General features: G+C 63.9%; 13 protein-coding genes. 4 read left to right on the top strand and 9 right to left on the bottom strand.

Annotated elements, in window-relative coordinates; translation table 11 throughout:
- Nucleotides 1-28: 28 nt before the first annotated feature.
- On the top strand, nt 29-2,437 hold the full coding sequence (locus tag F3W81_RS04170) for a GcvT family protein (protein ID WP_193082403.1): 2,409 nt from the start codon (nt 29-31) through the stop codon (nt 2,435-2,437).
- Between the two features lie 6 nt (nt 2,438-2,443).
- Here the strand turns inward: F3W81_RS04170 and F3W81_RS04165 are convergent, their stop codons facing one another.
- The 3 genes from F3W81_RS04165 to F3W81_RS04155 are packed head-to-tail and all read right to left on the bottom strand — an operon-like array spanning nt 2,444 to nt 5,930.
- Nucleotides 2,444-3,850 carry a cytochrome P450 gene (locus F3W81_RS04165; protein ID WP_193082402.1) on the bottom strand — a complete coding sequence of 469 codons (1,407 nt, stop codon included), beginning with the start codon at nt 3,848-3,850 and terminating at the stop codon, nt 2,444-2,446.
- The gene (locus F3W81_RS04160) at nt 3,847-5,130 is read right to left on the bottom strand and encodes a hypothetical protein (RefSeq protein ID WP_226941848.1); all 1,284 of its coding nucleotides are present in this window, start codon (nt 5,128-5,130) and stop codon (nt 3,847-3,849) included. Before F3W81_RS04160 ends, F3W81_RS04165 begins: the two co-directional genes overlap by 4 nt.
- A gap of 50 nt (nt 5,131-5,180) precedes the next feature.
- A complete protein-coding gene (locus tag F3W81_RS04155; protein ID WP_193082401.1) occupies nt 5,181-5,930 on the bottom strand; it encodes a cytochrome c biogenesis CcdA family protein in 750 nt (249 codons plus the stop codon).
- 143 nt (nt 5,931-6,073) lie between these two features.
- On the opposite strand from F3W81_RS04155, the gene F3W81_RS04150 reads away from it, so the two are divergent.
- A complete protein-coding gene (locus F3W81_RS04150; RefSeq protein WP_193082400.1) occupies nt 6,074-6,316 on the top strand; it encodes a sulfurtransferase TusA family protein in 243 nt (80 codons plus the stop codon).
- 162 nt (nt 6,317-6,478) lie between these two features.
- Here F3W81_RS04150 and F3W81_RS04145 read toward each other — a convergent pair whose 3' ends face one another.
- From F3W81_RS04145 to purC, 6 genes are all read right to left on the bottom strand, one after another.
- Nucleotides 6,479-9,427, bottom strand: coding sequence for an Rne/Rng family ribonuclease (locus tag F3W81_RS04145; protein WP_193082399.1), 2,949 nt, complete (start codon nt 9,425-9,427; stop codon nt 6,479-6,481).
- 725 nt (nt 9,428-10,152) lie between these two features.
- Nucleotides 10,153-11,490 (bottom strand): sigma-54-dependent transcriptional regulator, encoded by a 1,338-nt coding sequence (locus F3W81_RS04140; RefSeq protein WP_193082398.1) that lies wholly within the window; start codon nt 11,488-11,490, stop codon nt 10,153-10,155.
- Nucleotides 11,491-11,508: 18 nt separating this feature from the next.
- On the bottom strand, nt 11,509-13,272 hold the full coding sequence (locus F3W81_RS04135) for a sensor histidine kinase (RefSeq protein WP_193082397.1): 1,764 nt from the start codon (nt 13,270-13,272) through the stop codon (nt 11,509-11,511).
- A gap of 134 nt (nt 13,273-13,406) precedes the next feature.
- Nucleotides 13,407-14,075, bottom strand: coding sequence for a phosphoribosylformylglycinamidine synthase subunit PurQ (gene purQ, locus F3W81_RS04130; RefSeq protein WP_193082396.1), 669 nt, complete (start codon nt 14,073-14,075; stop codon nt 13,407-13,409).
- A 340-nt stretch (nt 14,076-14,415) separates the two neighbouring features.
- Nucleotides 14,416-14,646, bottom strand: coding sequence for a phosphoribosylformylglycinamidine synthase subunit PurS (gene purS, locus F3W81_RS04125; protein WP_193082395.1), 231 nt, complete (start codon nt 14,644-14,646; stop codon nt 14,416-14,418).
- A 12-nt stretch (nt 14,647-14,658) separates the two neighbouring features.
- Nucleotides 14,659-15,417: a phosphoribosylaminoimidazolesuccinocarboxamide synthase gene (purC, locus tag F3W81_RS04120; protein ID WP_193082394.1), complete on the bottom strand. Its 759-nt coding sequence runs from the start codon at nt 15,415-15,417 to the stop codon at nt 14,659-14,661.
- 487 nt (nt 15,418-15,904) lie between these two features.
- On the opposite strand from purC, the gene F3W81_RS04115 reads away from it, so the two are divergent.
- A complete protein-coding gene (locus F3W81_RS04115; protein ID WP_226941847.1) occupies nt 15,905-17,725 on the top strand; it encodes a phosphatidylglycerol lysyltransferase domain-containing protein in 1,821 nt (606 codons plus the stop codon).
- Nucleotides 17,726-17,759: 34 nt separating this feature from the next.
- Nucleotides 17,760-18,776 (top strand): betaine--homocysteine S-methyltransferase, encoded by a 1,017-nt coding sequence (gene bmt, locus F3W81_RS04110; RefSeq protein WP_193082392.1) that lies wholly within the window; start codon nt 17,760-17,762, stop codon nt 18,774-18,776.
- The last annotated feature ends 116 nt before the right edge of the window (nt 18,777-18,892 follow it).

Below are 18,892 nucleotides of genomic sequence, written 5' to 3'. Positions count from 1 at the left end.
CCAGGAAGAGAGCACAGGAGCATGACCCATGAAGACCACAACCCGAGTCGTTGTTATCGGAGGCGGTGTCGTCGGCTGTTCCGTGCTCTACCACCTGACAAAACTCGGCTGGTCCGACGTCATGCTGCTGGAACGCTCGGAGCTGACCTCCGGCTCGACCTGGCATGCGGCGGGCGGGTTTCATACACTGAACGGCGACACCAATATGGCCGCGCTGCAGGGCTACACGATCCGCCTCTACCGCGAGCTGGAGCAGATCACCGGCATGTCCTGCGGCTTGCACCACGTTGGTGGCGTCACTCTCGCCGACACACAGGATCGCTTCGATATGCTGGTGGCGGAACGCGCCAAGCACCGGCACATGGGCCTCGACACCCGCATCGTCACGCCGGATGAGATCCGCGATATAGCCCCCGTGACCAACCTCGAGGGCATCATCGGTGCACTCTACGATCCCCTCGACGGTCACCTCGACCCTTCCGGCACCACTCACGCCTATGCCCGCGCCGCCAAGATGGCCGGCGCGTTGATCGAAACCCACTGCATGGTGCGAGAGACCAACCAGCGCGGCGACGGCACATGGGACGTCGTCACCGACAAGGGCACCATCCACGCCGAGCACGTCGTCAATGCCGCCGGCCTCTGGGCGCGCGAGGTCGCGGCGATGGCCGGCGTCTATCTGCCGCTGCACCCGATGGAGCATCACTACATCGTCACCGACGATATTCCCGAAATATATCAACGCCCTAGCGAACACCCCCACGTCATGGATCCGGCGGGCGAGAGCTACCTGCGCCAGGAAGGCCGCGGCCTCTGCATCGGCTTTTACGAACAACGCGCCAAGCCCTGGGCCGTCAACGGCACCCCGTGGAGCTTTGGCCACGAACTCCTGCCCGACGACCTCGACAAGATCTCGGACTCAATCGAATTTGCCTATCGCCGCTTCCCGGTTCTGGCCACGGCGGGCGTGAAAAACGTCATCCACGGCCCCTTCACCTTCGCCCCCGACGGCAACCCGCTGGTCGGCCCGGTCCCCGGATTGCGCAATTACTGGAGCGCCTGCGCCGTCATGGCCGGGTTCAGCCAAGGCGGCGGTGTCGGCCTGATGCTGGCGCAATGGATGATCGAGGGCGAATGCGAACGCGACACCACCGCCCTCGACGTGGCACGCTTCGGCTCCTGGATCACGCCGGGCTACACCCGGCCCAAAGTCATTGAAAACTATCAGAAACGCTTCTCCGTCTCCTACCCGAACGAAGAGCTTCCCGCCGCGCGCCCGTTCCGCACCACGCCAATGTACGACATCTTCTCCGACCTTGGTGCGGTCTGGGGCCAGCAATACGGACTCGAAGTCGCCAACTACTTCGCGCAAGGCGGTGAGCCGACGTTCGAGACCCCATCCTTCCGCCGCTCCAACGCGTTTCAAGCCACCGCACGAGAGGTGAAAGCCGTTCGCCAATCCGTTGGAATCAATGAACTTCAGAACTTCGGGAAATACCTCGTCACGGGGCCGAACGCCCGCAGCTGGCTCAACACGATCATGGCGGGCCGCGTGCCAAAACCGGGCCGCATCTCGCTCTCGCCGATGCTCGCCCCCTCAGGCCGCATCATCGGCGACTTCACGATCTCCTGCCTGTCAGAGCGTGAGTTCCGCCTGACCGCCAGCTACTCCGCCCAGGCCTACCACCTGCGATGGTTCATGCAGAACATCAAAGATGGCGTGGAAGTCACGAATATTTCAGACCTTTCCACAGGATTCCAAATCGCGGGTCCGAAAGCAAAAGAGGTCCTGCAAGCCTGTACCCTGTCGGACGTCAGCACGCTGCGCTTCCTTGATGTGGCGCGCATGACCATCGGCAATGCCGACTGCATCGTCCAGCGCGTCTCCTACACCGGCGATCTCGGGTACGAGATCTACACCGATCCCATGGCGCAACGCAGCCTCTGGTGGACACTCTGGCAAGCCGGCCAGCCGCACGACATGCACCCCTTCGGCATGCGCGCCATGATGTCGCTGCGCCTCGACCGCCTCTTCGGCTCCTGGTTGCGGGAATACTCCCCAGACTACACCCCGGCCGAAACGGGCCTGGACCGCTTCATCCAATGGTCCAAACCCGAGGCCTTCATCGGCCGCACCGCTGCTGAGACGGCGCGCACCACGCCCCCCAACCGCAAGCTCTGCGCCTTCGAGGTCACCACGACCGACGCCGACGTCCAGGCCTATGAGCCGATCTGGCACGACGGCACCGTGGTCGGGTTCTGCACCTCCGGCGGCTATTCCCACCACCTGCACAAAAGCCTCGCCTTCGGCTTTCTGCCAACCGCCCTTGCCTGTCCCGGCACCACTGCCGAGATCGAGATCCTCGGTCAGATGTGCCCCGCCACCGTCCTCACCGACACCGGCTTTGATCCCGACGGCAGCGCCCTGCGGGCCTGAGCTCTCTCATCTTGCCCCAAATACTTCGGGGGGCGCCGCCAGGCGCGGGGGCAGCGCCCCCTGATCGCGCTGAACAAGGCGCAGCCAGATGCCAGTCCGACTGCGCACCGTCAGATGCGCCACAGGTTCGGGCACCCGACCGACCACCGGCTCGACTCGATACCGCCGCAGGATCTCGGCCAGCAGCACGACGCCTTCGATCATGGCAAACCCGGCCCCCGGACAGACCCGCGGCCCAGCGGAGAACGGCATATAGGCCTCTCGCTGTGCCAGCCGCCCGGCCTCGCTCTGCCAGCGCCCTGGATCGAAGGCATCCGGATCGGGCCAGAGCCGCTCATGTCGATGCAGATGCCAGGGGCTCAGCACGATCTGCGCGCCCACAGGCACCACCCGCCCACGAAACACATCACGCTCAACCGCCTCGCGCACCATCATCGGCACCGGCGGATACAGCCGTAACGCCTCGCGAAACACGTCCCGGGTCAGCACCAGCCGCGACAGATCGGCAAAGGACAACTCTTGCGCCGAGGCAACCTCGGCCGCCACAGCCTCCTGCCAATCCTCATGCGTCGCCAGCAGATACAGCGTCCAGGCCAGAGCCGAAGCAGAAGTCTCATGTCCGGCGAGGAAAAAGATCGCCACCTGATCGACCATCTCTTCGACATCGAATGTCTCGCCGCTCACCGGATCGCGCGTCGTCATGATCCGGGTCGCCAGATCGTCCGGCGCCACTCCGGCCTCGATCGCACGCAAACGCTCCTCGACCAAAGTCCGGATCAGACCGCGGATCGCACGGCCAGCCCGACGCACCCGGCGCGGAAAATAGCGCGGCATCCACCGGGGCACAGGCAGCAGCGCAGCAAGATTCAGCACCGGCTGCGCCCGCTGATAGACGCGAAACTGATCGAAGACCGCGCCCGCCTGTGCATGCTCAATGGGGATCGAAAACAGCGTGCGAAAGATTACATCTGCCGCCGCATGGCTCGTCTCCGCCTCGATCTCCACCTCTGTTCCCGCAACAGCCTCCAGGCGCGCCACGCAGGCCTGCGCCGCGTCGCGCATCGCGGGAAACTGCACACGCAGCCGCCCCCCTTCAAACGCGGGGTCGATGATGCGCCGCTGACGCTCCCAGGTCGCGCCATTGCTCAGAAACACCGAATTGCCCAGCAGGGGTCGCAACCCCTCGCCCACGCGCGCCGATTTGGGAAAGGCACCGGGGCGCTCCTTCAGCACCCGTTTCACCAGCTCCGGCTGATTGATCAAGAACGAACGGAAGAACGGCGTGCGAAACTCCGCCATCCACGCCCGATAGAGCCGCGCAGGCTGCGCCGACAGGATATCCGCCCGAAACAGCCGCGCATACCGCCAGAGCGACACCGCCCCCTCACGCGCGGGCGGCTTTGGTGGCGTCATGGCGCGACCGAGGTATGCCGGTTCACCGCCCGCTCGATCCGCCCCGGCGACGCGGGCCGTCCCGCATAGCGCTGCGCCAGCGTCTGCGGCCCGGCGGTGATGCGGAAATAGTCGTAATCCTTCGGGCGATCAAAGGCGCAAAGATACTGAAAATGCACGCGAAAGAACCGCCAGCGCAGTTCGGCCCATCTCTCCGGGCTCAGGCTCTGGGAAAATGCCGCCGAGATCACCAGAGGCCAGCGTTTGTCCACCGGGGCCACCCCCGTCACCGCCACAGGATCACACAGCGCAAAGGCACAGCCATCGCCCGGCGCGCTGACGTCCAGCCAGAACACCCGATCCTGCGCGCTGAGATAGGCAAGGTCGCGGCGCAACCGCTTCGCCTCCGGCAGGAACGACACCATCGGCACCACCTGCCCCAGCGTGACCAACGACAGCACGGGAGCGCCCTCCGGCAGCCCCCCGACCCGCAACAGATCCGCCAGAACCGACACCGCAAGATGCGCGCCAGAGGAATGCCCGACCACCAGCACCTCCTGCGCATCGCCCCTCAGCGCCTCTTCAATGCGGGTGCGAAACTGGGACAGACGCTGCTCCAGCAGCTCCGGGTAGGCGCCCTTGTCGCGTGCAGAGAACGAATAGTCATGCATCAGGTAATAGGCGTAAAAGCGACCATCGCGCGCCTTGAACCAGCCCAGCACAAACGGCACGATGCCCAGCCCGACCGCGATCCCGATCCAAGGTGACAGCCCGTTCAGATGCGATCCGCGCGCAGCCCAGTTGAACACGCCCCCGATCAGCCCGCCGATCAGCACAGCAATCAGCAGCTGCGCCAGCAAAAACCCCACCGGATAGAGCGCCGCCAGCACCGGTCCCTTGCGCAGCCGCATCAGCCGCAGCAGCGCCCCCGACGCGACATAGCTCCAGGCCGTGCGCGCCAGCTGCAGATAGGTCCCGGCGATCGAGGTCCCCATGCTGTCGCGCACGATATCGGACCAGAGCATGACCTCGACATCCGCCTCGACAGCCTGCCCTTCGATCTCGGCATTGACCTGCCAGCCATAGGCCGCCCGTCGCCGGCGCGCCTTGACCCCGATGCCATACCCCGAGATCGCGCCCTGCACAGCCGCTTCCTTGCGGTAGAGCTCACGGTAGCGGCGCGGATGGATCGGATCATAGCCGGGGATGTAAAACACCTGACGGCGCAAAACCACGGGCGCGGGGTCTGCGCCGTCAGGGCCGCTCTCAGCGCGGGAATGGAATGTGGCGTCTCGGCTCATGTCCTGTCCCTTGGCGCAGAAAACTCTTACCTTTTCGCAAAGGTAGAGGCTTATCCCAGAACGGCAAGACCCGGAAAGGTCTCAAGCAGCCAATAAGAGAAGCGCGAAAATCCGCCCGTCAGCATCAGCAGGCCAATGGTCCAGAGCAACAGCCCCATGGCGCGCTCGATCTGCTCCATATGCCGCTTCATCCAGCCCATCAGCCCGGTCAGGCTCGGCAGGAAGGCCGCGACCAGCAGAAACGGAATGCCAAGCCCCGCCGCATAGACCGCCAGCAACAGCGTCCCGCGGCTCAGCGAGGCCTCCTGCGCCGCCAGCGACAGGATCGCGCCCAGCTGCGGCCCGATGCAGGGCGTCCAGCCAAAGGCAAAGGCCAGCCCCAGCACATAGGCGCCAAAGGCACTGCCGCCGCGATCCCCGGCATCCAGCCGCGCCTCGCGGTCCAGAAAGCCGATGCGGTAGAGCCCGACGAAATGCGCCCCGATCACCATCACCAGCACCCCGGCAATCGTGTTGAACCACCCCTGATAGGACAGAAACACCGACCCGATGGCCGAGGCCGCAAAGCCCAGAAACAGAAACACCGTCGACAGGCCCATGACAAAGAACAGAGCCGGCACCAACGCGCGCGACCGTGCCCCCCTGCGCCCCATGTCATTCAGCGACACGCCCGACATATAGGCGAGGTAGGGCGGCACGATCGGCAACACACAGGGGCTCAGGAACGACACCACCCCCGCCAGCAGCGCCACCAGCATCGCGGGCATCAGCGCCGCATCCATGATCTCGATTCCGAACATGACCCCTCCTAGGATTGCCTCCCTCCTACCCGGTTCGCGCGTGCGCGTCACCCGCGCCCCACCTCACATCGCCGTGTCAAACTGTTGCACCCAACCTCAGGAGCCACTGGACTTGCCCGCGCCCGCCTCCTATCCAGAGTGCCATGGAGATTGCCGAGGATATCGACGCCCGCGGGCTGCTCTGCCCGCTGCCCGTGCTGCGCGCGCGCAAGCGCCTGATGGCCCTGGCCCCCGGTGCCTGCCTGCGCATTCTCACCGATGATCCCATGGCCCTGATCGACATGCCGCATTTCTGCGCCCAGGCCGGGTATGAGCTGCTCTCCGCCACGGACCTCGACACCGCCAAGCCCGGCCATGCCTTCGTGATCCGCAAACCCCGCGCCTGATCCCAAGCCCCGCGGCCCGCTGCCTCACGGGACGCCCCAGCTTTCTCATCTTGCCTTAAATACTTGAACACAACCCGCCCCAAGCGGTCCCACGCCCGACCTGACGCGAAACGCCGCGCAGTCTCCTGCGCGGCGTTTCATCTCTCGGCTCACAGCCTGTGATCAGCTTCCCAGCGACCACCAGCCACGCCGTTTCGGCTTGGCGCCATCCTCGGCAGTCTCCTGCTCTGGCTGGGGGGCCTCCTCCGCCATGGCGGGCTCTGCCTGCGGTGTCGCAGCGGGCACCTCGGCCTTCGGCGTCTCGGCCACCGGTTCCGGGCGGGCCGTATCCTGCGCCGGATCCTGCGTCAGGGCACTGGCCTCCGCCGCAACCTCGCCAGAGGACACCTCGGCCAAAGCATCAGAAGTCTTCTCCGCCGCAACGGTCTCGGCAACAGGAGCGGGTTCCGTGCTCTCAGCCACGGCTGCAACACTGTCCTGCGTCGCCGGGCTTCCAACAACCTGCCCCTCAGGCACCGCCTGCTGCGAGGTCTGCGCTTCGGCTTTCACCTCTTCGCGGGCCTCCGCTTCGACCTCTGCCCGAGCATCAGGCGTAGTCTCGGCATGTGCCTCAGCCGCGATCTCTTCGCGGGCCTCAGCCACGACGTCACCCTGGGTCGTCCCGGTCTGGCTGCCCGCAGTCTCCTGCGAGGCATCCCGATTGCCCGAGCGGCGACCACGCGAACGACGGCTCGACCGGCTGCCCGAGGGCTTGTCCGTGCTCGGTGCGTCATCGTTGTCGCCATCGGCACTGTCGTCGCCATCGCTGTCGGACTCACTGTCCGAGGCGCTCATATTGTCATCACCCGAGCCGCCGTCGTCCTGACCGCCACCCTTCTTCTTGCGCCGACGCCGACGACGCCGCTTGGGTTTGGGCTGCTCGTCGCCCTCGCCCCCAGCCTCGGGGCCAGTCTCGTCCTTGCGCGGCTCGGCTTTCGCCTCGGCCTTGGTCTCGACGGGCTTCTCGGCAGCCTTCTCGGGGACCGAGGTCTCGACCTCATCCTCGTCCTCCTCGGCCGCGTCATCATCGTCCCAGGCATTGCCATCGACGCTGTCCATCAGCGACATGTCCGCCGAAACAATATGTGCCACTTCGACAACCTTACGCGTCGCAGTCTTGAACTTCTCCATCTCGAAGTCCGGGCTGACCAGATGCGGATGGCCTTCGATCATCACCGCCATGCCGTAGCGCGACTCGATCTGCGCGACATGCTCGCGCTTCTGGTTCATCAGGTAGTTGGCGATCGCGACCGGGCATTTCACCAGCACCTCACGGGTGCGGCGACGGGTGCCCTCTTCCTCGATCTGGCGCAGGATGTTCAGCGCCATGTTGTCGTCCGAGCGGATCAGACCGGTGCCATGGCAGGCAGAGCACGGCTGCGTTGTCGCCTCGATCATGCCGGGGCGCAGACGCTGACGGCTCATCTCCATCAGACCAAAGCCGCTGATACGGCCGACCTGGATACGCGCCCGGTCGGTCTTCAGCTTGTCCTTGATCCGCTTTTCGACAGCCAGGTTGTTGCGCCGCTCGTCCATGTCGATGAAGTCGATGACGATCAGACCGGCAAGGTCACGCAGACGCAGCTGGCGCGCCACCTCTTCGGCGGCCTCCAGGTTGGTCTTGGTCGCCGTCTCCTCGATCGAGCCTTCCTTGGTCGCTCGACCGGAGTTGACGTCGATCGCCACCAGCGCCTCGGTGACGCCGATCACGATATAGCCACCGGATTTCAGCTGCACGACGGGGTTGAACATGCCCGCCAGATAGCTCTCGACCTGGAAGCGCGCGAACAACGGCAGACCGTCCGAGTAGTTTTTCACGTTCTTGGCGTGGGACGGCATGATCATCTTCATGAAGTCCTTGGCGTTGCGATAGCCGCGTTCGCCTTCCACCAGAACCTCGTCGATCTCGCGGCTATAAAGATCGCGGATCGAGCGTTTGATCAGATCGCCCTCTTCATAGATCTTCGCCGGCGCGATGCTCTGCAGCGTCAGCTCCCGGATCTGTTCCCACAGGCGCTGCAGGTATTCATAGTCGCGTTTGATCTCGGACTTGGTACGCTTGGCACCGGCGGTCCGCACGATCAGACCCGCGCCACGCGGCACGTCGATCTCGGCAGCGATTTCCTTCAGCTTCTTGCGGTCGACGGCATTGGTGATCTTGCGCGAAATACCGCCACCACGGGCCGTATTCGGCATCAGCACGCAATAGCGACCCGCCAGGCTGAGGTAAGTGGTCAGCGCCGCGCCTTTATTGCCGCGCTCTTCCTTGACGACCTGCACCAGAAGAATCTGACGGACCTTGATGACTTCCTGAATGCGATAGCGCTTGGGGCGCGGTTTGCGCGGCGGGCGGATGTCGTCATGGTCGTCATCTTCCGAGACGTGCTCGATCTCGCTGTCTTTCTGACCGGCATCCTTGCGACGGCTGCGACGGCCACGGCTGCGCGTGCCATTGCCGTTATGGGCATGGTCATCATCGCCATCGTCATCACCGTCGTCGTCCGAGCCGTCGTCGTCATAGTCACCGTCGTCATCCTCCGACGCATCGGACTCCTCGACAGGCGTTTCCGCCACGGTTTCCATGGGCGACAGGCCCTCATCATCGCCCTCATCAAGGTCGATGGTCTCCATGCCGCTGATTTCGGGGCTATCGTCATCGGACTCGATGTCCTGACTGACCCTGGCATCGTCCGAACCGGCCTCTTCGGCGCGCGTCTTGCTGCGCGTCCGGGTGCGGCGCTTGGGCTTTTCGTCCTCGTCCTCACGCGCCTTCAGCGCTTCGGCATAGGCATGTTCTTCCGCCATCAGCGCCTGACGGTCGGCGACGGGGATCTGGTAGTAATCGGGGTGAATCTCCGAAAACGCCAGGAAACCGTGGCGATTCCCGCCGTAGTCGATGAACGCCGCCTGCAGCGACGGTTCGACCCGCGTGACTTTCGCCAGATAAATGTTGCCAGCTAGCTGGCGTTTGTTCTCGGACTCAAAATCGAATTCCTCAACTTTGTTTCCGTCCACAACCACGACACGCGTTTCTTCTGCGTGTGTGGCATCGATAAGCATCTTCTTTGCCATTGGATCCAATTGCGCGCCAGACCGCCCCCGGAGCCCGGGCAGTGCCAGGGGGACCAAGGGTACGTAGAGCGCGTCTGTCAGGGGCAATGTCGGCGGTGGATGTAACAGCGTCGCGGGCGTCCATCAGGGCGCTCCCACTCACTGTCTCTCTCCTCACACGCCTCATCGCGTTTCTTCTCCGACGGCTGCCCCCTCTCGCGGTATCGGTCCCTGTTTCAGGAACCTCCCGCGTCGGAGGGCGCACCGCCCATTCTTTGCCGGCCGGACCCTGAGGCCCTCCGGCGATGCACAAACCCTGTTGTCAGGGTTCAATCTTTTCTGAAACCGGGGCCGGATGTCACTCCGTCACGCCCGTCTTCAGCGAAACTCTCGCGGAGCTGGAAACACCCAACCCCGTCAATTGAACATAAGGCCCAGCACCGCCCAATGACAATGGAGAAAATCACACACCCCGGGCAAGCGCCCCCGATTGTGCAACCCCAGCCAGACCTTGGACCCTTTCGCGCGCCCGAACCCGCTCTGCACCCCGGTCTAACGCCCGCCCCTAAACACAGGGTAAACCGCGCCGCGCCCAAGATGGTCCGACTCCGCCAATCCTGCGCCTCTCCCCTGTCATCTTGCCCAAAATACTTCGGGGGGCCGCAGGCGGGGGCAGCGCCCCCTCAACAGCAAAAAGGCGGAGCCGGCCTACGCCGCTCCGCCCCCTGCCAGACCTCAGACCCGCTTCAGCCCAGATAATCCGAGCGTTGCAGCCCGTATTTCGCCATCTTCTCGTTCAGCGTCCGGCGTGGCAGACACAGCTCGTCCATCACCGACGAAATCGAGCCCTTGTGTCGCCGCATGGTGTTGTCGATCAGCATCCGCTCGAACGCCTCGACATATTCCTTCAGCGGCTTGCCCTCCGTCGTCATGACGGGCTGCATTTCCTCATGCTCGCTCATCAGCAGGCTGGCGATGGTGCCAGAGCCGCGGCGCGATTGCAGCACGGCGCGCTCGGCCACGTTGATCAGCTGACGCACGTTGCCCGGCCAGGGCGCCTGCAACAGCTGAGCCGCTTCCTGCGCCGAGACCTGCGGCGCATCGCAACCATATTCATCGCTGAACTGCTCCGACAACCGCGTGAACAGCGTCAGGATGTCCTCGCCGCGCTGGCGCAGCGGCGGCACGGTGATCCGCAGCGCCGCGAGGCGATAGAACAGATCCGGGCGCAGCATGTCCTCGCAGGTGCGATCCTGCTCCTGCAGGTTGGAAATCGCGACGATCCGCGTCTCGCCCGGCATCCCCTGCTCGTTGATCACGCTCAGCAGACGCGCCTGCAGACTGTCGGACAGTGCCTCGACATCCTCCAGCACCAGCGTGCCGCCGCGCGCTTCCTCGATCGCCGGCAGACGGCTGTCCTCGGGCATCATCGGGCCGAACAGACGCTTGCTCAGCGCCTCTTCTTCCAGCGCCGCACAGGAAATCAGCACGAATTTCTTGCCCGCCCGCGCGCCGACCGCGTGCAACGAATGCGCCACCAGCGTCTTGCCGGTGCCGGTTTCGCCGTCGATCAGCACATGGCCATCCGCCTGACCGAGGTCGAGGATATCCTCGCGCAGACGCTCCATCACCGGGCTGGTGCCGATCAGCTTGCGCATGATCTGGCCACCATCCGACAGCTCCTTGCGCAGCTGGCGGTTGTCCATCACCAGACGGCGCGCATTGGCGGCCTTCTTGGCCAGCGCCGTCATCTTGTCCGGGTTGAACGGCTTTTCAAGGAAGTCGAACGCGCCAAGACGCATCGCCTCCACCGCCATCGGCACATCGCCGTGCCCGGTGATCATGATCACCGGCAAAGCCGAGTCACTGCCCATCAGTTTCTTCAGGAACGCCATACCGTCCATTCCCGGCATCTTGATGTCCGAAATCACGATGCCCGGATAATCCGGCCCCAGTTTCTTCAGCGCTTCTTCCGCGCTCGGGAAAGTCTCAGTGTCATAGCCCGACAGGGCCAACCACTGGCTGATCGACTGACGCATGTCCTGCTCGTCATCGACGATCGCGATCTTCATGGCCTTTTGCATATATGTCTCCGCCTTCAACTACTCTGCGGCTTCTATTTCTTCTGACAAGATAGGAAGCTGTACTTCAAAAACAGCCCCACCCCCTACTGCGTTCCGTGCCGTCAGACGCCCGCCGAGGTCGTTGACGATGCCGGAGGAGATGGCAAGCCCCAGTCCGACGCCATCGCCGGGCTGCTTGGTGGTGTAGAAAGGCTCAAACAGCGCATCTAGATCGGCGATGCCATAGCCATTGTCGCGCACCGTCAGCGTCGCCGTCTCGCCGGCCGACAACAGGATGTCGATCTGGGCATCCTCGACGCTGGAGGTCGCATCCAGAGCATTGCGCAACAGGTTGATCATCACCTGTTCCAGCCGCACCTTGTCGGCCATCACCATAACAGGTTTTTCCGGCAATGCGCGGGTGATCCGCACCTTTCGCAGACGCAGTTGCGGCTCCATCATCGACAGCGAGGTCGCAAGGGACTCGCCAACGTTTACAGGCGCAAAGCTGTCGCCGCCCTTACTTGCGTAACTTTTAAGCTGTCGTGTGATCGCGCCCATCCGCCCGATCAGATCGTCGATGCGCCCAAAGCTCGACAGCGCCTCGTCAGGACGGTTGCGGCGCAGCAACAGCATGGCGCCAGCAAGGTAGGTCTTCATCGCCGCCAGCGGCTGGTTCAGCTCATGGCTTACCGCCGCCGACATCTCGCCCAAGGCGGCCAGTTTCTGGCTCTGCGCCAGCGTTTGTCCCGCCACCTCAAGGCTCTTTTCCATCCGCTCACGCTCGGCGATCTCTCGCTGCAGCCTTGCGTTAAGTGCGCGAAGTTCCGCCGATTCCCGCTGAAACAGCGCCATCCGCAGCATCGTCTTGCGGCTCAGCACATAGAAGGCCAGCGCCAGCAGGATCGCGAATCCCATGATCTCCAGCGCCAGAACGCCGTTCACTTTTTCGCGCACACTCGAATAGGTTGTGTAACTCGCCACCTGCCAGCCGCGGAACGGGATGCGCGAACTCACCCGCATCACCGCCTCGCCCTGCAGATAGCCGTCGACTTCCGAGCCCCAGTCCGTCGTCGCCATCAGCGCCCGCTGAATGGCACTGTCGGGGGTTTCGCGCGCCACCGCCTGCGGCTCGGTCAGCCCGCGCCAGACCGGCTCGGTCGCGAGGATGATCTGGCCCTGGGAATCCATCACCAGCAGCGCATCCGAGAACCCGGCCCAGGTCCGTTCAAATTTCTGCAGATCGACCTCAACGATGATCACGCCGAGAAACTGCCCCTGCAGCTCGACCCGGCGCGAATAGGCGAACAGAAATCCTGACGCCTCGCGCTGGATCACCGAAAAAACCGTCTCGTTGGAGCGTTGCGCCTCGACGAAATAGGCATCCGACTTGTGCTGTTCGCCCAGACGGTTGCGATCCGTCGCCGCCACCGTGCGCCCGTCCTTGTCCAGCAGCATCAGGCTGGCCGCGCCGATCTCGTCGACAAACGAAATCAGCCGCTGGGTCGAGCGGCTGTAATCGGCAGAATTGAGCGCCCCGATCAGCTCGGGGTCGCGCGCCAGCAGTTGCGGCACGATGGAATTGCGCCGCAGTTCGCTGACCAGATTGGCCCCGAACAGCGCCAGCCGCAGTTCGGCCCGGTTGCGCGTCGTTTCGGTAAAGCGGCTCATCAGCATGGCATTGGTGATCGCCACGACCGCCACCACCAGCACGATGAACAGACCAAGGGCGACACGCGCCCGCCACGAGATGGTGCGGCTCTTGCGGCCATTCAGGCCGCGTCGGGAAGGTTTTTTTGCCATGCGCTGAGGGTACTCCGCCCCGCGCGCCCACTCAAGCCGGCACGCAGAGGCCTTGCGGCGGGCCAGCGGCAGTGTCTGGCCCGACCGGCTCGATTACGCCGAAACTTTTGTTTGTCGTGAAACCGGTCGGGCCGTCAGGCCGCGACCAGCGCGCTGACGATACCGGTAAAGACCGCAGCGCCGTCAGATCCGCCATGGGCCTCGTCCGCGGCCCGCTCCGGGTGGGGCATCATGCCCAGCACACGACGGTTGTCGCTCAGCACGCCGGCGATGTCGGCAGCCGACCCGTTGGGGTTGTCGCCATAGGTGAAGGCAATCCGGTCCTCGCCCTTCAGCAGGGCCTGCAGCTCCGCATCGGCCTGATAGTTGCCGTCGTGATGCGCGATCGGCACCGAGATGCTGGCACCCGCTTCATAGCCTTGGGTAAAGATCGAGTCCGTCGTCGTCACCGTCAGCGGCACATGCTTGCAGATGTACTTCAGCCCGGCGTTGCGCAGCAGCGCGCCCGGCAGAATGCGGGTTTCGGTCAGGATCTGAAAACCGTTGCAGACGCCGATGGCATAGCCGCCGCGTTCGACATGCCGCTTGAGCGAGGTGCAGATTGGCGAGTTCGCCGCAATCGCACCGCAGCGCAGATAGTCGCCATAGGAAAAGCCACCGGGGATGCCGACAATGTCGATGCCCTCGGGCAGCTCGGACTCCTTGTGCCAGACCATGGTGACGTCGACGCCCACGGCCTCGAAGGCGGTTTGCAGGTCACGGTCGCAATTGGATCCGGGAAAGACGAGGACGGCAGCTTTCATGGGCGGCACTCCATGGCAAAAAGGGACGGGCGGAATATCCCGTGGCTGATACGCGCGCCGCACCGGCAGATCAAGCCTTTAGCCGCGCCTGCGCCTGCATATCGCACCGGGGTAAAGCAATGGTGACCTGACGTGCAGTTTGCGATTTTCCGCACCGTTCAGATACCGACGCAATACCGACCGGATACCGACACCCCGATCTGGCGGTTTTCGCCACTTTGCCGTGCGGCCCGGCGCCGTCAGAATGCCCGCTCCGGGCACAGCAAAAGACCCCGCACCGCTGTCGCGGCCGGGGTCTTTTTTCGGGGGTCTCCCGCGCCTCAGGCGTGGGGTGCGTCGCTCAGACCAGCTCGACCGAGTAGCTCTCGATCACGGTGTTCGCCAGCAGCTTTTCGCACATTTCGGTGACGGTGGCCTCAGGGGTACCATCGGCCAGATCAAGCTCGATGACCTTGCCCTGACGGACCCCCTGGACCCCATCAAACCCAAGCGCACCGAGCGCGTGGCGCACGGCTTCGCCCTGCGGATCGAGGACGCCATTCTTCAGCATGACATGGACGCGGGCTTTCATCGGCAAGGCTCCTTAATTGATCAGCGTGGGCTTGGACGGCCCGGTGTTTTTCGGCAGCACGCCAAGGCGGCGCGCCACTTCGGTATAGGCATCCGTCAGGCTGCCAAGGTCACGGCGGAACACGTCCTTGTCGAGGTGCTGACCGGTTTCGATATCCCAGAGGCGGCAGCTGTCGGGGCTGATTTCATCAGCAACAACAAGACGTTGGAAGTCGCCTTCATAGACGCGGCCGATCTCGATCTTGAAGTCGACCAGCTTGATGCCGACCGCCATCATGACCCCGGAGAGGAAGTCGTTCACCCGCAGCGCGAGGTGCACGATGTCATCCATGTCCTGCTGGCTGGCCCAGCCGAAGGCGGCGATATGCTCCTCGGTGACCAGCGGGTCGCCCAGGGCATCGTCCTTGTAGCAATATTCGACGATGGGCCGTGGCAGCGGCGTGCCCTCTTCGATGCCCAGACGCTTGGACATCGACCCGGCCGCGAAATTGCGCACGATCACTTCGAGGGGAATGATCTCGCAGCTGCGGCACAGCTGCTCACGCATGTTCAGACGGCGGATAAAATGGGTCGGTACACCGATGTTGTTCAGCCCGGTCATGAAGAATTCCGACAAGCGGTTGTTCAGCACGCCCTTGCCTTCGATCACGTCCTTTTTCTGGGCGTTGAAGGCGGTTGCATCATCCTTGAAGTACTGCACGATCGTTCCCGGCTCCGGGCCTTCGTACAGGATCTTGGCCTTGCCTTCATAGATTTTCTTGCGTCGTGCCATGGGCGAACGGCCTCTTTTGATGCAGCGAGAGAGTCTCGCCTTTGCGCCCTCTTAGTGTACCTCGTGATGTGTCGCAAGTAACGCCGCGTCGCGCGCGACTGCAAGCGTCGCGAAAACCTCAGGAAATGGCGGTAAACGCACCGGATTGCAGCCCTCGGGCAGCGGTGTCTTCAGCACCCTGCTCCAAGCGCTCAAACGCCCCATGACAGACCCCGTTCCCCTGGGTGTTCCGGCGCAGACCGACCAGCTCCTTGGGATAGAACGCGAATTTGGCCGTGGCCCTGCGCGCGGCACGCCGGATCCACTACAATGCGACGGGTTTCTGGCGACGGCATTAAGAACTCGGCAAGAAAGCCTGCCTACTCCCTGAAGTGGGTTGAGTGGAAGGGTTAGAGCAATGGCTTGGGCAATGGGATCGCGTCTTTGGGCGCGCAGTGGATGGGTTCGTCTTGCGGTACCTTTTCTGGTTGGCGCGGTCTGTTTCTGGATGTTGGCAGGGCGCCTGACCGCGCTTGAGCCCGCCTTGATGTGGCAGGCCTTCACTGCGGTGACCTACCCGCAATGGCTGGCAGCTGCGGCGGCGACAGCGGTCAGTTTCTGGTCGCTCGGACGCTACGATGCGGTCATGCACCGTCATCTGCGCACCGGGGTCTCTGAGGGGCGCGCCCAGACATCCGGCATCACAGCCATCGCCCTGTCGCAGGTGCTTGGCCTCGGTATGCTGACAGGTACGCTGGCGCGCTGGCGCTTGCTGCCAGATCTCGGCCCGATCCGCGCCGCCAAGGTAACGGCTGCCGTGGCGGCCTCCTTTCTGCTGGCCTGGGCGGTGATTGCCGCTCTGGCCTGTGTGCTACTGGCGCCGTCGCTGCTGCCGGGCTGGCTTGCGGGATGCACCATCGCCCTCGCCCTCAGCCTGCCGCTGATCAGCCTGCTGTTTCCCACCCTCAGGATCCACCACCTCAAGCTGCGGCTGCCGAGCCTTCAAGCCATGAGCGCAATAGGTTTTTTCGCGCTGATCGATACTCTCGCCGCCGCGGCTGCCCTGCAGGTTTTTCTGCCTGAAGGCCTGGCCTTCACAACCCTGTTCCCGGCATTCCTGCTGGCCCTCGGAGCTGGACTTTTCGCCGGAACGCCCGGCGGAGTGGGTCCGTTCGAACTGACGATGCTCGCCCTGCTTCCACAGGTGGCCGAGGCTGATCTGATCGCTGCCATCCTCGCGTTTCGCCTGATCTACTACGCCCTGCCTGCCGTGATCGCCTCGGCACATGTGTTTCGCCCACGTGCCCAGATTGACACCTTGCCCCGCGAACGCATCACACGGCGCGTGCCAGAGGCGCTGCTACAGCAGGCCGCGCGCGCCGAGGTAGGGATTGCACGCCAGAACAGCGCCCGCGTATTGGCCAGCCCGCATGCCAATGCGCTGACGGTTGATACCTCACAGAGCCTGACGCTGTTGTTTGACCCCCTGAACGGCCCGATCACGGCACTGCTGCCACGGCTCGCCGCCGCAGCGCGCGCCTCCAACCGGCTCCCGCTGGTGTATAAATGCACGGCCTCCCACGCCATCGCCGCGCGCCGCGCCGGTTGGCGTGTGGCCCGGGTCGCTGATGAGGCCGTACTGGACCCTGGTGATTTCTGCCTCTCCGGGGCGCGCCATCGCCAACTGCGCCGCAAAATCCGTCAGGCCGAAAAGGCCGGTGTCGAGATCACGCAGCCTGCCGCAGGACTGTCCCCCTGCCTGCTGGAGCAGATGGCCAGGCTCGATCAGCAATGGAAACAGACACATGGCGAACCTCGCGGCCTCTCCACAGGGCGTTTCGAGGTCGGATATATCCATCATCAGCGCGTGTATTGCGCCTGGCGTGAGCAGCAGCTGGTGGCCTTCGTTAGCTTCCACACGAACCCAAACCAGCTCTGTCTGGATCTGATGCGCCATGGCGCAAGCCTGCCCGACGGCACCATGCACCTGCTGGTCCTGCGCGCGATCGAGGACGCGGCTCGGGACGGCGTGCCGCTCTCCCTCGCCGCGATGCCTGCCCGCAGCGTCGCCGAACACGCCCTTCTGGCCCGCTTTCGTGCGCATGTCGCCAAACGGACAGGGGGAGACGGGCTGTGCCGGTTCAAGGACAGCTTTGCGCCACGCCGCATCCCTCTGTATATCGCAGCCCCGTCTCATGCGTCGCTGATCCTTGGGGCAATCGATCTGGCTCTGACCATGCGAAGGCGCCCCTCACCTGCCCATCCCCTTCCAACCGGGGACGAGGAGGCGTATGAAGACCATGGAATTGCCCCGGCTGCACCCATGTGAGAAACGCGGCCGTGAAACCCGCAAGGAGTCCGCTATGACGAATGCCCTCTCCCGCCTGCTGGAGAAACGAGATTGGCTGATGGCCGATGGCGCCACTGGCACGAACCTCTTCAACATGGGCCTCAGCTCTGGCGACGCACCAGAAATGTGGAACGAGGAGCATCCCGATCGCATCATGAAGCTCTATCAGGGCGCCGTGGACGCAGGCTCGGATATCTTTTTGACCAACTCCTTTGGCGGCAATGCCTCACGCCTCAAGCTTCATAATGCGGAAAAGCGCGCGGGCGAACTGTCGCGCATCTCGGCCGAACTTGGCCGCGAGGTTGCCGACAAGGCCGGGCGTCCTGTGATCGTCGCGGGGTCTGTCGGCCCGACCGGTGAAATTATGGCCCCCATGGGCCCGCTGACACATGAGCTTGCTGTCGAAATTTTTCACCAGCAGGCGGAAGGTCTGAAAGAGGGAGGCGCCGACGTTCTCTGGCTTGAGACGATCTCGGCACCCGAAGAATACAAGGCCGCTGCCGAGGCGTTCAAACTCGCCGACATGCCTTGGTGCGGCACGATGAGTTTCGACACCGCCGGTCGCACCATGATGGGCGTGACCTCAGAGGCGATGGTCAAAATGGTGGAAAAGCTGGAAAATCCGCCCATTGCCTATGGCGCGAATTGTGGCGTCGGCGCTTCCGACCTGCTGCGCACCGTGCTGGGCTTTGCCGCCATGGGTGTCGAACGTCCAATCATCGCCAAGGGCAATGCGGGCATCCCGAAATACGAAGACGGTCACATCCACTATGACGGCACACCCGAGCTGATGGGCGAATACGCCGTCATGGCGCGCGACTGTGGCGCAATGATCATCGGCGGCTGCTGTGGCACCATGCCCGACCACCTCTCCAAAATGCACGAGGCGCTCTCCTCACGGCCCCGCGGCCCGCGTCCGACACTCGAACAGATCACCGAACTGCTGGGCGGGTTTTCTTCCGCCAATGATGGCACAGGCGATCTCAGCGACGCTCCCACCCGTCGCGCAACGCGCCGGCGCCGCGTCTGACAGACCAAAGCTGACCAACCCAAAGGCGCCCCTGAACGGGCGCCTTTTGCATTTCCCCCGGCGATACACCCAGCTTCTTCTTGCTCTTAATATTCCCGCCGGAGGCTTGTCGCGTC

It is taken from the genome of Pseudooceanicola spongiae, assembly GCF_014899185.1.
Lineage (GTDB): Bacteria > Pseudomonadota > Alphaproteobacteria > Rhodobacterales > Rhodobacteraceae > Pseudooceanicola > Pseudooceanicola spongiae.
This window is presented reverse-complemented; position numbering and strand designations above follow the sequence as displayed.